This window comes from Archangium lansingense (genome assembly GCF_026626635.1).
In the GTDB taxonomy this organism is placed as follows: domain Bacteria; phylum Myxococcota; class Myxococcia; order Myxococcales; family Myxococcaceae; genus Archangium; species Archangium lansingense.
The window spans coordinates 5,139,536-5,152,851 of the sequence record NZ_JAPNKA010000001.1 but is presented as its reverse complement, the minus strand read 5'-3'; the positions used below and the strand labels follow the sequence as shown (position 1 = coordinate 5,152,851).

Genomic DNA, 13,316 nt, shown 5'->3' with positions numbered 1-13,316 from the left:
GATGACCTGGACCGAGGAAACGCTGAGGGCAGAGGGCTTCGAGAACCCGAAGCGAGCGGCCAAGGAGCTCTCGGCTCTGTCGGCGGCACTCGGAGCCCCCGCGGCCGAACACGTCCACGAGGCCTCGAAGCGGACCTCTGAACCTGACGAGCTCATCGCAGCGTTCGACCGCATCCGAGAAGGCCTGCAAGGCCACTCGGAGCCCACCCTCACCCGGCTGCTGGACATACTCCCCGCGGTCTTCCACGCGAGCACCTTCGCGCCGCGGCTGCTGACCACTCGGCCCGGCCTGCTGCGCTGGCTCGCAGGCTCACGAACGCTGACGCGCGAGAAACCCCGGGAGCACTATCGCCGAGAAGCACTGGGGGCCACGCGCCGCATTGCCCCGACGGACGCGGAGGGCCTCTATCGCCGCCTGCGCCGCTACAAGTACCGCGAGTTGCTGCGCCTCATGGTGCGCGATGCGACCCTGCGAGCACCGATGTCGGAGTTGGGCCGGGAGCAGACAGCGCTGGCGGAGGCACTCATCGGAGCAGCGCTGACCTGGGCGGAGCGCTCTCTCCAGACGAAGTACAGCACACCGGACACACCGGGCTTCTGCATCCTCGGAATGGGGAAGCTGGGAGGAGAGGATCTCAACTTCAGCTCGGACGTGGACCTCATCTATCTGTACCGGGCGGACGGGAACACCACCGGAGGAACGGCAGGCTCACTGCCCACGGTGCAGTACTACACGCGGCTGGGCGAGGCGGTGACGCAGGCCCTCACGAAGGTGACGGCGGAGGGATTCTGCTACCGGGTGGACCTGAACCTGCGCCCGCAGGGACGCGCGGGGGCGATGGTCCTCTCGGTGCCGGCCTCGCTGGCGTACTACGAGACCTTCGGACGCATGTGGGAGCGAGCAGCGCTCACCAAGGCGCGGGCGGTGGCGGGAGACGCGACGCTCGCGGAGGAGTTGCTGAGCGAGCTGGGGCCGTTCATCTGGCGGCGGAGCCTGGACCTGTCGGCGGTGGACGGGCTGCGAGACCTGAAGGCGCAGATCGACATGCGCGGCAAGGCGAGCACGGATGACGTGAAGCTGGGCCCCGGGGGAATCCGCGAGGTGGAGTTCTTCGTCAACGCGCTCCAGCTGTTGCAGGGGGGCAAGGACCCGACGCTGCGCGAGCCGAGGACGATGAGGGCGCTGCGCAAGCTGGAGCGAGCGGGGTTCGTCTCGGGGCCGGACGCGGACGCGCTGGAGGAGGCCTACGTCTTCCTACGCCGAGTAGAGAACCGCTTGCAGATGCTGGAGGAGCGGCAGACGCAGGCGCTGCCCACGGGAGAGCGGGAGCGCCGCCGGCTGGCCACCTCACTGGGCTACACGGACTGGGAGACCTTCCGGGCCGAGCTGGAGCGGCACCGGCGCTTCGTGCTGGAGGCCTTCACCACGCTGCTGGGACAGACGGCGAGGGACGAAGTCCCCGACGAACCTCTGCTGGCGCTCGCGCTGGACGCGGACCTGCCGCTGGAGCAACGCCGGGCGGCGCTGGCCCAGCGAGGCTTCGAGGACCCTGAGCGGGCACTCGCCGAGCTGGAGCGGCTGGCCCGGGTGCCCTACTCGCCCATCGCGGACGGGGGCTCGGGGGTGAAGGCGGTGCGGCTGCTGTCGGAGGTGGCACAGACACCGGACCCCGACCAGGCGCTGCTGCACTTCTCGGACTTCCTCGCGCGGCTGCACCAACCCGAGGGCTACCTCCGGCTGCTCACGGGCATGCCGCGAGCGAGCCGCCGCCTCTTCAACCTCTTCGGGCAGAGCGACTACCTCTCGCGCATCTTCCTGAGGCACCCGGAGCTGCTGGACGCGCTGGTACAGGCGCAGCTCGACGAGGCGCTGAAGACTCCCGAGCGCATCCGCCAAGAGCTGGGTGCCCGGCTGGCGCGGCATCCGGACGCGGAGGCGAAGCACGGCGCGATGCCGCGCTTCAAGAACGAGGAGCTGCTGCGCATCGGGCTCAACGACATCGGAGGGGACCTCACGGTGCCGGAGGTGGCGCGGCAGCTCACGGCGGTGGCGGACGCCATCCTCGACGAGTGCCTCTTCCTCGCACAGGAGGAGCAGCGCGAGCGCTACGGCCTGCCGCTCGACGCGAGCGGGCAGCGCGAGGGGCTGGTGGTCATCGCCATGGGGAAGCTGGGCGGGTACGAGCTCGGCTACCACTCGGACCTGGACCTCATCTTCGTCTACAGCGGCAACGGCCAGGCGGAGACGAGCGGAGGCACCCGCGGCACCATCACCCATCACGAGTACTTCGCCAAGACCGTCCAGCGGTTGATGACGCTGCTCCAGGTGCAGCTACGCGAGGGGCACCTCTACAAGATCGACGCGCGGCTGAGGCCCTCGGGGAACCAGGGGACGCTGGTGGTGAGCCAGGACACGCTGCGTGAGCACCACCAGAAGCGGGCGCAGCTCTGGGAGCGTCAGGCACTCATCAAGGCCCGGCCGGCCGCAGGAGACCCGACACGCTTCCGCGCCTTACAAGACGAGCTGCTCGCCCCACTCGTCTACGAGCGTCCCCTGCCCCCGGACGCGGCGGCGGAGATCGATCGGCTGCGAACGCGCATGGAGCGCGAGCTGGCCCACGAGGACGCCCACCAGCTCAACCCGAAGCTGGGCCAGGGCGGACTGGTGGATGTGGAGTTCACCGTCCAGTACCTGCAGCTCGTCCACGGCCGGGAGCACCCGCGCGTGCGCGGCACCAACACCCTGACGGCGCTCGAGGGACTCCAGACCGAGGGCCTTCTGCCCCCCGAGGACGCCGAGGCCCTGCGCCAGGGCTACCTCTTCCTTCGCCGGGTGGAGAATCGGCTGCGGCTGGTGCATGCCAGCTCCCTGGCCCATATGCCCACCCAGGGCCGGCCCCTAGCACAGCTCGCGCGCCGGCTGGGAGTCCTCGGCTCCGAGCCGGGAGAAACGTTCCTCGCCCAATATCGAGCCTGCGCCGTCCACGTGCGGGACGTGTATGCTCGCGTCCTTCGCGCCCCACGCCGAATCTGAGTCACCCTGCCCTGTGCTGCTGAAGCAACGCTTTCAAATCCTCCGGCCACTCGAAGAGATGGAGCTGGCCCTGGTGCGCGCGGCGGTGGACTCGCCCTCGCTGTTGGACCCGCGCGAGGAGGCCGTGCTGCGCACCGCGCTGTCCCTGGCGCGCCTCTACAAGCTCCGCCACGAGGGCCATGACCACTCGGTGGAGGCCTGGACGACCCCCCTGCGCGAGGACGTGTCACGAAGGCTCGGCTCGGTGCTGCTCAACAGGCGCCGCATCACCCGCGACCAGCTCATTCCTCATGTCCGAGACCTGCGCGCCCCGGTGTTGAGGCTGCGCGACGAGCTCGTCCACCACCTGCACGGGCGCGTGCCCGAGGAGGTGCTCCACCGCGAGCTGCGGCACAAGTCGCTGGTGGTGGTGGCCGGCGGCGGTGGAGGCGTGGCCTACGTGTACCTGGGGGTGATGAGCCTGCTGGACGAGCACGGCCTCAAACCGTCGCTGCTGGCGGGCACCTCCATGGGCGCCATCCTGATGCTGATGCGCTCGCGGATGGCCAGCTTCGATCAGGGCGAGGTGGTGAGCATCATCCGCAGCCTCTCCTGGCGGAAGCTCTTCCGCTTCATCTCCACGGAGAACCGGTACGGGCTGCCGGCGGCGCTGCGGCTGTTCCTCCGCTCGGGGCTGGGCCGCTACTTCAACGCGGGACCGGGCTCGTCGGAGGCGGGCATCCGGCTGAAGGATCTGCCGGTGCCGATGATCGTCGCGGTGGGCGGCATCCGGCGCGGCATGCTGCCCCGGCCGCTCGAGTACTACGAGCGCCTGCTGGGCACGAGCCCGGTGAGCCTGCTCAGCCCCACGGGCGTGGCGCGCCGCATCCAAGCGGTGATGGGCACGCTGGCCGAGTTCTTCACCCGGCCGGAGATCATGGTGAAGCTCCACCTGGGCGCGGACGAGAAGACGGCCGGGTTCGACGCCATCGACGCGGCGGGCTTCTCCTCCTCGCTGCCCGGCGTCATCCACTACGACATGCTGCGCGACGACGCGCACATGCGCGGCATGCTGGACGGAATGATGGAGGAGAAGGGCATCTTCCGGCTGCTGGACGGCGGGCTGGTGGACAACCTCCCGGTGAAGGCGGCATGGAAGGCCGTGCACCACGGCAACATCGGCACGCGCAACGCCTTCTTCCTCGCGCTCGACGGCTTCGCGCCCCGGCTCACCACCCCCTTCTGGCTGCCCCTGCAGCGGCTCGCGGCCATGACGGTGGCGCCCAACCTCTCCTACGCCCACCTCATCAAACGCTTCGGCACCACCCTCTCCCCCTTGGAGCTGGTACCCTCCGTTCAGCTCGCCACCAAGGCCATGCACTACGGCCGCAAGCAGCTCGGCACCGACATGCCCTTCCTCACCCGCATGCTCTCGCCCCTCCCCCATCTGGGCTGACGAGCTGCTTTGAATTCAAAAGAGTTCCTGAAAGAATACGGTCTTCTCTCCTTTCCTGACCAAGAGGACCCCTTCATGAGCTCGACCTCCGGCAACGCCGCCCGCTCCGAGCAGATCTGGCTAGATGGCAAGCTGATCAAATGGGACGAGGGCCAGGTGCACGTCATGACCCACGCCCTGCACTACGGGCTGGGAGTCTTCGAGGGCATCCGGGCCTACCGCACCCATGATGGCCGGCTGGCGGTGTTCCGCCTGCGCGAGCACATCGAGCGCCTGTTCGACTCGGCCCACATCTGCATGATGAAGCTGCCCTACACGGTGGAGCAGCTCATGGAGGCGTGCCTGGAGCTGCTGCGCAAGCAGAAGGACCAGTTCGCCAATGGGGCCTACCTGCGCCCCATCGCCTTCATGGGCGACGGCGCCATGGGCCTGGGCGCAATCAACCCCACCCGCGTGGCAGTCACCGCCTGGGACTGGGGCGCATACCTCGGGGACAAGGGCATCCGCGAGGGCATCCGCGCCAAGGTCAGCTCCTTCACCCGCATGCACGTCAACGTGAACATGGTGCGCGGGAAGATCTCCGGCCAGTACGTCAACTCCATCCTCGCCAAGCGCGAAGCGGTGCTCGCCGGCTATGACGAGGCCATCCTCCTGGACATCAGCGGCTTCGTCGCCGAGGCCTCCGGTGAGAACATCTTCCTCGTCAACAAGAAGGGCATCATCAAGACCCCGCCCCTCTCCTCCCCCATCCTCGACGGCATCACCCGCGACACGGTGCTGAAAATCCTGCGCGACTCGGGCCGCTCCGTGGATGAGGTCACCGTCACTCGCGACGCCCTCTACATCGCCAACGAGGTCTTCTTCACCGGCACCGCCGCGGAGATCACCCCGGTGCGCGAGGTGGACAACCGCACCGTGGGCGCCGGCAAGCCCGGTCCCATCACCCAGTATGTGCAGGAGACCTACTTCCGCACCGTCCGGGGTCAGGAGCCGCGCTACATCGAGTGGCTCACCTACGTCTGACCCCCAAGCAGCCAAGGATGTTCGAGGACGTGCCGGAATGGGGGCGGATCGGCTAGAAGTACGGGCCGATGCGCCCCGAGTACGACTCCCTCCCCAATCCCTTCAATCTCGAGAACCCGTCCATCCTCGACATCGCTCCTCCGGAGCCCAAGTCGCTGGAGGAGACGGGCTTGAAGATCGGCCTGCTCTCGGACATCGCCCTGCGCTACCTGTACTACCAGGGCACCGCCACGGGCATGGACATTGCCCAGGAGCTGCGCCTGCCCTGGCCCGGCGTCATCGAGCGCGTGGTGGACTTCCTCACCGCCGAGAAGCTCGTGGACCTGCGGGGCGGCAAGGGCTTCGGTCGCGCCTCGGTGGACTTCATCCTCACCGAGAAGGGCCGCGAGTACACCCGCGGCGCCATCGAGCGCAGCACCTACGTGGGCCCCGCCCCCATCCCCATCGAGCAGTACAACGCCCTCATCACCGCGCAGACGGAGGAGAGCCCCGTCATCAGCCGCGAGGACCTGGTGCAGGGTCTGGCCCACCTCACCGTCAACGCGGACCTGATGGACAAGCTGGGCCCGGCGGTGAACTCGGGCCGCTCGCTCTTCCTCTACGGCCCTCCGGGCAACGGCAAGACGAGCCTCGCCGAGGCCATCAGCCGCATGTTCGGCGGCGAGGTCTTCATTCCCCACTGTCTGGAGATCGACAACCAGATCATCAAGGTCTTCGACGCCCTCAACCACATCCCCATCACGCTGGAGTCCGAGCGCGATGCCCAGGGCCGTCGAGCCACCTTCGAGATGGACCACCGCTGGCAGCTCTGCCGGCGCCCCGCCGTCGTCGTCGGCGGCGAGCTGACGCTGGAGACGTTGGATCTCATCTACTCGCCCACCGCGCGCTTCTACGAGGCGCCCTTCCAGGTGAAGGCCAACGGCGGGATGCTCCTCATCGACGACTTCGGCCGCCAGAAGGTCCACCCCACGGACCTGCTCAACCGGTGGATCGTCCCCCTGGAGAAGCGGGTGGACTTCCTCACCCTGCACACGGGCAAGAAGTTCGAGATCCCCTTCGATCAGCTGCTCGTCTTCTCCACCAACCTGGATCCCAAGGAGCTGGTGGACGAGGCCTTCCTGCGGCGCATCAAGTACAAAATCGAGGTCAACAACCCCGACGAGGAGGTCTACCGGGAGATCTTCGCCCGGGTGTGCGAGGCGGCGGGCATCCCCTACGTGGACCAGGCCGTCACCTACCTCTTCGAGCACTACTACAAGCCGAACAACATGCAGCTGCGCGCCTGCCACCCGCGCGACCTGATTCAGCTCATCAAGGACGCCGCCCGCTACCGGCAGATTCCCCCGGCGCTTTCCAAGGATCTACTCGACCAGGCATGCGAGGTCTTCCTGGTCAGTCTATGAGACAAGTAGCGTTTTAATTGTCCTAAGCTGCTGGAATTTCTACAATCAAGTAGCCGTTGTTTCCGCTGGCCGGGACCTATTGTCCCGTCCCGCCGGTCCCGCTGGCAGCCGGTGTGAAGGAGCGTCACGTCCGTGAAGGAACGCTACCAAGAGATCGACGAGAAGAACGAAACGCTGCGCGACTACCTTGGCATCTTCAAGGACAAGGGCCGCGACTTCCTCGAGAAGTTCGAGATGTCGTGGATCTACCACGACGCAGCGCTTGAGGGGACGGTGTACACCCAGCAGGAGCTGCTGTCGGCGCTCTTCCCTGAGCGGGCGAGCATGGATCCCGCGATGATCCCCGTGGTGTTGGAGGTGCGTAACCACAAGGCCGCGTGCGACTTCCTGCGCGAGGAGGCGACGAGCACGGGCAAGAAGCAGACGCAGATCACGCTGACCACCATCAAGCGGATCCACGACTTGCTGTGCGGCAACACGCCGGAGGCGCAGCAGACGCGCGCCAACATCGAGCGGCGCGAGCGTACGGAGAAGGAGCTGGCCAAGGAGCGGGAGCGCAGCGGCTACCGCAAGGACATGCCCCTGCACCGCACGTACTTCCACGAGATCGCCCAGCCGGCGAAGATCCAGCCCATGCTGGAGAAGCTGGTGGACTACACCAACAGCGCCGAGTACCGCGAGTGCCACCCCATCAAGCAGGCGGCGGTGGTGCAGCACAAGTTCATGCAGATCTTCCCGTTCACGGAGAACAGCGGGAAGGTGGGCCGGATGCTCACCAACCTGGTGTTGCTGCGCAACGGCTACATGCCGGCGATCATCCACTCGATCGATCGTCAGCGGTACTACGAGTCCCTGCGTGGCGCCGAGGGCGTGTTCCGTGCGCTGCTGATGGACGCCATCGAGAACTCGCTGGACAACGGCGTGAAGTACTTCAAGGACATGAGCCGCCGCTACAAGGCCATCAACTAGGCCGTGCGTGTCGGGGCTCACGAGTCCATCGCGGGAGGCGTGAGCCGAGCGCTGGCGCGGGCCGAGGAGCATGGCGCGCGCAGCTTGCAGGTCTTCACGAAGAACGCCCGGGGCTGGAAGGCCCCGCCCCTCACCGAGGAAGAATGCCGCACCTTCCGCCAGGAGGTGCGGCGCACGGGGCTGCCGGTGGTGGCACACGGCAGCTACCTGGTGAACCTCGGCACCGAGGAGCCGGCGCAGCGCGAGAAGTCGCTGGACTGCGTCGTCGAGGAGCTCACCCGGTGTGAGCGGCTCGGCATCCCCTTCCTCATCCTCCACCCCGGCGGACACCCGGACGAGCGGCGCGGGCTGGCGCTGATCTCCCAGGCGCTGGACGAGGTGCACGCGCGCACGCCGCGCTTCCGGTCACGCATCTGCCTGGAGGTGACGGCTGGCCAAGGCCACTGCCTGGGCTGGCGCTTCGAGCACCTGGCCGAGGTGCTCTCCCAGACAGCGGACGCGGGGCGCCTGGGCATCTGTTTGGACACCTGCCATCTGTTCGCCGCCGGATACGATCTCTCGACGGAGGCCGGTTACCATGAAGTGATGGAGGAGTGTGACCGGGTGGTGGGACTGGAGCGGGTGGAGTGCGTGCACCTCAACGACAGCAAAAAACCGTTGGGGTGCCGAGTAGATCGCCACGAGGAGGTGGGCAAGGGAGCAATTGGACTCACGCCCTTCCGCTGCCTGATGAAGGACGCGCGCTTCGTCAACACCATTGGAATCCTGGAGACCCCCTTCCCCGAGCGTTACGCAGAAGCCATTCGGCATCTCGAATCGCTGGGCCGAAGGAAGTAAACACAGCACCCATGCCTGCTACACCGACAGCCAACAGCCGTAGGACGCCTGGAAGCGGGGAGGGCTCAGAGCCCCCGCCGCCACGGCTGGCGAACCTACCGGCACGTGCCAAGCTGGAGCGGCTGCTCCGGGTGGCCAAGGGCCATAAGAAGGCCCTCGTGCTCACCCACGACAATCCGGATCCGGATTCCATTGCCGCGGCGGTGGCGCTCACCCAGCTGCTCAAGGAGCGAGCGGGCGTGGAAGAGGCCCGAGTGGGCTACGGCGGCATCATCGGCCGGGCGGAGAACATCGCCTTCGTGAAGGTGCTCCGCCTGCCCGTGGTGCCCATCGCCCAGCTGGACCTGGACGAGTACGATCTGCTGGCGCTCGTGGACACGCAGCCGCCCACGGGCAACCACGCGATTCCGCCGCGCCTGAGGGGCGAGGTGGACATCGTCATCGACCACCACCCGCTGCGTGACGAGAGCCTCGAGTCCCCCTTCGCGGACGTGGGAGGAGACTTCGGCTCGACGTCGACGATGCTGGTGGAATACATGCGCGCCGCGGGGCTGGAGCCCTCCACGGAGGTGGCCACCGCGCTCTTCTACGGGCTGAAGGCGGACACGCGCGACCTGGGGCGCGAGACGACCCAGACGGACATCGACACGTACCTGTGGCTGTTCCCGCGGATGGACAAGCACCTGCTGGGGCAGATCGAGCACCCGGAGCTGCCAGCGCGGTACTTCCAGCTGTACCACACGGCCTACGAGCGGGCGAAGGTGTACGGGGACACGGCGATCGTGACGGACCTCGAGGAGGTCTACTCGCCGGACATGGTGGCCGAGGTGGCCGAGCGGTTGATGTTCCTCGACGGGATGAAGTGGTCGCTGGCGTACGCGACGTACCGCAACCAGCTCTTCCTGTCGCTGCGGGTGAAGGATCGGCGGATGAACGCGGGCCGGCTCATCCGGGAGATCTGCGAGGACTACGGCGGCTCATCGGGAGGCCACGGCAGCATGGCGGGCGCGAGGATTCCGCTGTCGGGGAGGGCAACGCAGCGCAAGGCGGTGAAGCGCGAGCTGGTGCGCCGGTTCCTCGAGGCCTTTGGAGTGGCGGATGAGCGGCCCATCGGGCTGCTGTCCGCGCCGTCGCCGTGATCTACTGGGACCACAACGCGGCCGCGCCAGTGCGGCCGGAGGTGGCCGCGCTGCTGACGAAGGCCTTCTCCGAGGGAGGCTGGGGCAACGCCTCCAGCGTGCACCGGAGCGGTCGCGAGGCCCGGAGGCGTCTGGACGTAGCGCGGGCCCGGGTGGCGCACGTGCTGGGCTGTGAGCCGAAGGAAGTGTGCTTCACCGGCTCGGGCTCGGAGGCGGACGCGCTGGCGTTGAAGGGAGCCTGGCTCGCGCGGAAGGAGACGCGGCGGCGGCGCGTGGTGGGCTCGACCATTGAGCACCCAGCGGTGCTGGCGACCCTGAAGCAGCTGGAGGCGCTGGGCGCCGAGGTGGTGCGGGTGCGTCCGGGACGGGACGGCCGGGTGCCGCTGGAGGCGATGCTGGAGGCGCTGACGCCGGAGACGTTGCTGTGCTCGTTGATGTGGGCGAACAACGAGACGGGCGTGGTGCAGCCGGTGGCGGAGCTGTCGCGGGCGTGCCGGCAACGGGGCATCCTGTTCCACACGGACGCGGTGCAGGCGGTGGGGAAACTGCCGGCGCACCTGGGTGAGGTGGACGCGGATCTGCTGGTGCTCTCGGCGCACAAGTTCGGAGGCCCTGCGGGAGCCGGCGTGCTGGTGGTGCGCAAGGGCGTGGAGGTGCAGGCGCTGACACCAGGACACCAGGAGGCGGGACTGCGCGGAGGGACACAGAACGTGCCCTACGCGGAGGCGCTCGCCCTGGCCCTGGAGCTGGCGCGCGAGGAGCAGCCGACGCACGCGGCCCGGGTCGAGGCGCTGCGGGACATGTTCGAGCGAGAGGTGCGCTCGCGCATCCCGGACGTGACGGTGAACGGAGAGGGAACGCCGCGGGTGCCGAACACGAGCAACCTGTGCTTCCACGGCGCGGATGGAGAGGCGCTGCTCATTGCCCTGGACTTGGAGGGGATCTGCGTCTCGTCAGGAGCAGCCTGCGCCTCGGGGACCCTGAGTCCCTCGCACGTGCTGCTGGCGATGGGCCTCACGCCGGCGCAGGCGAACGGCTCCCTGCGCTTCTCGCTAGGCCCCGCGGCAACGGAAGAGGAAGTGGCGCGGGTCGTGGAGGCCCTGACCACCCACGTCCCGAAGGCCCGTGCCCTGAACCTGGAGTAGCGGCCTACCGCCGGTCGAGCTGCGCCGAGCGCGCCTGGATGAACACGGCAAGGCCGTCCAGGACTCGCTGCAAGCCGAACTCGAAGTCATGCGCGGGATCGTGGGCAGCCCCATAAGCGGCCCCCGCCGCCGCTCCGACCCTGGCCGCGGTTGGATAGCGGCTGGCGTCGAGGACCTTCTCCAACAGCGGGGCATGCGCCTCCCACCACTGCGCATCGGTCATGCCGGTGTGCTGCTCGGCCTGCGCGGCCTCCACCGCTCGGCGTGCGGCACCTTCGACGTGACCGTTGACGAGGCTGACCACCGAGTCCATCTCCACCTCGGTGAGGCCGATCCCCGAGACCGCGCTCAGCTCGTAGTCGTATTTGGCGATCAGGTTGGGCCCCATCACCGGCCGGATCGTCGCGATCTGCAGCACCCACGGATGCCGGTGATAGAGCGCCCAGTTCTCCCGAGCGATCTGCTCGAGCCGAGCTCGCCAGTCCCCCGCTACGTTCTCGGGCCTGGCCTGCTCGCCGTAGACCGTGTCGAGCATGACGTCGATCAGCTCCGCCTTGCTCGGCACGTACGTGTACAGCGACATGGGCGCCACCCCGAGCTGGTCAGCGACCCGCCGCATGGACAACGCCGCCAGCCCTTCCGCATCCGCCACCCCAATTGCCGCCTGAACGAGCTGCTCCACCGTCAGGCGGGGTTTCGGACCTCGCTTCGGGCGCTCCTGGAGCCCCCACAGCAGTTCCATGCTGCGCTGAGGATCCCCGCTGCCGCTGTACTCGGTGCTCACCCCGTCATTATGGCCACACGCAAAAACACTGTACATCGTACGGCATTCCCCGTTATTTACTCCGTACATCATACGGAGTCAGGGGGCAGCCATGAGTTCGACGGCGTTCGTGAAGAGCGAGAAGAAGCTCCAGGCCTTCCGCATCGAGATTCCCCAAGCAGACCTGGACGACCTGCGTGAGCGGCTGAGCCGAACCCGGTGGCCGGACGAGCTGCCCGGCGCCGGCTGGAGCTACGGCGTACCGCTGGGCTACCTGAAGGAACTGGCCGCGTACTGGCGCACCACCTACGACTGGCGCGCCCACGAGGCCGAGCTCAATGCGCACCCGCAGTTCACCACCGAGATTGATGGCCAGCGCATCCACTTCCTACACGTGCGCTCACCCGAGCCCGACGCGCTGCCGCTGCTCCTCACGCACGGCTGGCCGAGCTCGGTGGTGGAGTACCTCGACGTCATCGGCCCGCTCAGCAACCCGCGTGCGCATGGCGGAGATCCCGCTCAGGCCTTCCACCTGGTGATTCCCTCCCTGCCGGGCTACGGGCTCTCCGGGCCCACTCGTGATGCGGGCTGGGGTACACGCCGTGTCGCTCGGGCCTGGGCCGAGCTGATGAGCCGCCTCGGCTACCAGCGCTACGGAGCCCAGGGCGGAGACTGGGGCTCATGGATCTCCCGCGAGCTCGGGTTGATTGACCCCGAGCATGTCATCGGTGTGCACACGAACGGGCTCATCACGTTCCCGTGCGGGGATCCCAACGAGCTGGTCGGCCTGAGCGAGGTGGACCAGGCCCGGCTGGAGTTCGCGGCCCACTACATGGCCGAGCTGTACGGGTACAAGAAGATCCAATCCACCCGCCCCCAGACGCTGGCCTATGGCCTGACGGACTCGCCCATCGCCCAGCTCGCGTGGATCGTCGGCGTCTTCAAGGAATGGACCGACTGCACCGACACGCCCGAGGACGCCGTCGACCGCGACCGCCTCCTCACCAACGTGATGCTGTACTGGCTCACCCACACCGCCAACTCGTCGTCCCGCTCCTTCGTGGAGACGCCGGACTCCCCAGAGGAGGTGGATTTGACGATGGAGGTGAAGCCATCCACGGTTCCCACCGGCGTGGCGGTATTCCCGCGCGGCATCCTCCGACCCGTCCGCCGGTTCGCCGACCGCGACAACAAGAACATCGTTCACTGGACGGAGTTCGACCGCGGCGGCACCTTCGCCGCCCTGGAAGAACCCGACCTCTTCATCGGCGACGTGCGGCAGTTCTTCCGTCGCTTCCGCTGACCTGGACGGCCCCCTCCCCCGCTACCACTGCTGGTCGGGGAGCTGCTTCTCGCGAAGATCCTCAGGAGGCTGGCCATAGCCCGGGATGCCCTCACGGGCCTCGTCAGGGCTGGGCGGCTTGCGCTCGAACTTGCGCTCCGTGCTCGCTTCCCGGGTCTCCTGCGACTTCCGCTCCTTCTCAGTCGCCATCTCGATTCCTCCCTCGCGCATAGGCGCCTGGCTCGTACAGGGAAAGATCAGCATGAGACGGAGGACCGGCATCCGA

At 67.8% G+C, this 13,316-nt stretch carries 11 protein-coding genes; 9 read left to right on the top strand and 2 right to left on the bottom strand.

What is annotated here, in order from left to right:
• Nucleotide 1: 1 nt before the first annotated feature.
• The 8 genes from glnE (at nt 2) to OV287_RS21105 (ending at nt 10,985) form a co-directional block, all read left to right on the top strand.
• Nucleotides 2-3,034, top strand: a complete 3,033-nt coding sequence (gene glnE, locus OV287_RS21140) for a bifunctional [glutamate--ammonia ligase]-adenylyl-L-tyrosine phosphorylase/[glutamate--ammonia-ligase] adenylyltransferase (RefSeq protein WP_267535845.1) — start codon at nt 2-4, stop codon at nt 3,032-3,034.
• A 13-nt stretch (nt 3,035-3,047) separates the two neighbouring features.
• Entirely contained in the window at nt 3,048-4,469 is a 1,422-nt protein-coding gene (locus OV287_RS21135; protein ID WP_267535844.1) for a patatin-like phospholipase family protein, read from the top strand.
• Nucleotides 4,470-4,544: 75 nt separating this feature from the next.
• On the top strand, nt 4,545-5,492 hold the full coding sequence (locus OV287_RS21130; RefSeq protein WP_267535843.1) for a branched-chain amino acid transaminase: 948 nt from the start codon (nt 4,545-4,547) through the stop codon (nt 5,490-5,492).
• Between the two features lie 68 nt (nt 5,493-5,560).
• Nucleotides 5,561-6,895, top strand: a complete 1,335-nt coding sequence (locus OV287_RS21125) for a DUF8689 domain-containing protein (RefSeq protein ID WP_267535842.1) — start codon at nt 5,561-5,563, stop codon at nt 6,893-6,895.
• A gap of 132 nt (nt 6,896-7,027) precedes the next feature.
• Nucleotides 7,028-7,864 carry a Fic family protein gene (locus OV287_RS21120; RefSeq protein WP_267535841.1) on the top strand — a complete coding sequence of 279 codons (837 nt, stop codon included), beginning with the start codon at nt 7,028-7,030 and terminating at the stop codon, nt 7,862-7,864.
• 3 nt (nt 7,865-7,867) lie between these two features.
• Nucleotides 7,868-8,701, top strand: coding sequence for a deoxyribonuclease IV (locus tag OV287_RS21115; RefSeq protein ID WP_267535840.1), 834 nt, complete (start codon nt 7,868-7,870; stop codon nt 8,699-8,701).
• A gap of 11 nt (nt 8,702-8,712) precedes the next feature.
• A complete protein-coding gene (locus OV287_RS21110; RefSeq protein ID WP_267535839.1) occupies nt 8,713-9,840 on the top strand; it encodes a DHH family phosphoesterase in 1,128 nt (375 codons plus the stop codon).
• Entirely contained in the window at nt 9,837-10,985 is a 1,149-nt protein-coding gene (locus tag OV287_RS21105; RefSeq protein ID WP_267535838.1) for a cysteine desulfurase family protein, read from the top strand. The genes OV287_RS21110 and OV287_RS21105 overlap by 4 nt, the downstream gene beginning before the upstream one ends.
• A gap of 4 nt (nt 10,986-10,989) precedes the next feature.
• Here the strand turns inward: OV287_RS21105 and OV287_RS21100 are convergent, their stop codons facing one another.
• A complete protein-coding gene (locus tag OV287_RS21100) occupies nt 10,990-11,727 on the bottom strand; it encodes a TetR/AcrR family transcriptional regulator (RefSeq protein ID WP_267535837.1) in 738 nt (245 codons plus the stop codon).
• A gap of 133 nt (nt 11,728-11,860) precedes the next feature.
• Between OV287_RS21100 and OV287_RS21095 the strand changes: the two genes are divergently transcribed.
• A complete protein-coding gene (locus OV287_RS21095) occupies nt 11,861-13,051 on the top strand; it encodes an epoxide hydrolase family protein (protein ID WP_267535836.1) in 1,191 nt (396 codons plus the stop codon).
• 21 nt (nt 13,052-13,072) lie between these two features.
• Here the strand turns inward: OV287_RS21095 and OV287_RS21090 are convergent, their stop codons facing one another.
• Nucleotides 13,073-13,240: a hypothetical protein gene (locus OV287_RS21090; RefSeq protein WP_267535835.1), complete on the bottom strand. Its 168-nt coding sequence runs from the start codon at nt 13,238-13,240 to the stop codon at nt 13,073-13,075.
• Nucleotides 13,241-13,316 lie beyond the last annotated feature (76 nt).

Bases quoted from the DNA above. Each gene is read 5' to 3' on its own strand.
- glnE (WP_267535845.1), top strand. From the start codon at position 2: ATGACCTGGACCGAGGAAACGCTGAGGGCAGAGGGCTTCGAGAACCCG.
- OV287_RS21130 (WP_267535843.1), top strand. From the start codon at position 4,545: ATGAGCTCGACCTCCGGCAACGCCGCCCGCTCCGAGCAGATCTGGCTA.
- OV287_RS21125 (WP_267535842.1), top strand. From the start codon at position 5,561: ATGCGCCCCGAGTACGACTCCCTCCCCAATCCCTTCAATCTCGAGAAC.
- OV287_RS21110 (WP_267535839.1), top strand. From the start codon at position 8,713: ATGCCTGCTACACCGACAGCCAACAGCCGTAGGACGCCTGGAAGCGGG.
- OV287_RS21100 (WP_267535837.1), bottom strand. From the start codon at position 11,727: ATGGAACTGCTGTGGGGGCTCCAGGAGCGCCCGAAGCGAGGTCCGAAA.
- OV287_RS21095 (WP_267535836.1), top strand. From the start codon at position 11,861: ATGAGTTCGACGGCGTTCGTGAAGAGCGAGAAGAAGCTCCAGGCCTTC.
- OV287_RS21090 (WP_267535835.1), bottom strand. From the start codon at position 13,240: ATGGCGACTGAGAAGGAGCGGAAGTCGCAGGAGACCCGGGAAGCGAGC.